Genomic DNA, 1,062 nt, shown 5'->3' with positions numbered 1-1,062 from the left:
GCGGAGGCCGAGGTCATGACGGCTTCGGTGCGCAGGGGGTTGATCTCGGAGACGGCGCCGACGAGCGTGGTCTTGCCGACACCGAAGCCGCCCGCGACGACGATCTTCGCGGAGGTGGTGGCGCGGGTGGGGGCGGCCGCGTTAGAGCTTGCGAAGTCCACTGAGGACCCTTTCGAGCAGCGTGACGTCGGGCTGGTTTCCGGATTCGCCGCCGGAAGCGGGCTGGTGGATGGCGACCAGGCCGGCTTCGGCCAGGTCGGCGACGAGGATGCGGGCCACTCCCAGGGGAAGGGAGAGCAGCGCCGACACCTCCGCGACGGATTTGACCTCCGTGCACAGCGTGCAGATCCGCTGGTGCTCGGGGAGCAGGGTGGCCAGGCGCTGCGGATCGACGTCGGCGGAGACCAGGGCCTCCAGCGCGAGTTCGTACCGCGGCCGGGTGCGGCCGCCGGTCATCGCGAACGGACGGATCAGCGGGCCCGAGTCCGGCTCGTCCTCGAACTCCTCGACGTGCCCGGGCTCCTGGGCCGGCCGGAACTCGCGGGCCGGCTCGGGAGCCGGGGCCGGGGTCGGGGCCGCGTGGCCGGGCGCCGGAGCGCCGTAGGAGGGCTGCTGCTGGGCGTACTGGTCGTACTGCGCGTACTGGCCGTACTGCTCCTCGGGCCCGGGGTACGGGTGCTGGGGCTGCCCGTACTGGTCCCGGCCGTACTGCTGACCGTGGCCGACGCCGGGTGCTCCGAAGGCGTCATGGCCTGTGCCAGGGTACGGAAGACCGTACTGGCCGCTGCGGTCGTCGGGCGGTGTCACGGTTCCTCTCCTCACAAGGTGCGGCGGTGCGGTGCGGGCTTCGGCGCAGGTCCGGAGCCGGTGGTGCGAAGGCCGTACAACGTCCGAACCCGAGCCCGCCGAAGCGGGCCCGGGAGGGACGCGGAGGTGCTTCGAATACCTGGACGGTATCCGACGAACCGTCAGTGCAGGAGACTGCCCTGGAGTTCCGCGCGAAGTGCGGGGGTGAGGACGGCGCCGGCGCGGTCGACGAGCAGGGCCATCTCGTAGCCGACC

1 protein-coding gene and 2 pseudogenes are annotated in these 1,062 nt (G+C 72.2%); all 3 read right to left on the bottom strand.

All coding sequences use genetic code 11. From position 1 onward, the window contains the following. Window positions 1-161: pseudogene (locus ACZ6Y7_RS37985) on the bottom strand (ATP/GTP-binding protein); the annotation flags it as partial. Continuing rightward, on the bottom strand, window positions 142-807 hold the full coding sequence (locus ACZ6Y7_RS37980) for a DUF742 domain-containing protein (RefSeq protein ID WP_465762547.1): 666 nt from the start codon (window positions 805-807) through the stop codon (window positions 142-144). The pseudogene ACZ6Y7_RS37985 and the gene ACZ6Y7_RS37980, both read right to left, overlap by 20 nt. 161 nt (window positions 808-968) lie before the next feature. Continuing rightward, window positions 969-1,062 (bottom strand): annotated as a pseudogene (locus ACZ6Y7_RS37975) (roadblock/LC7 domain-containing protein); the annotation flags it as partial.

This window comes from Kitasatospora sp. NPDC053308, assembly GCF_055585785.1.
Note: the sequence above shows the minus strand (reverse complement) of the source record. Positions and strands in the feature narration are given on the sequence as shown.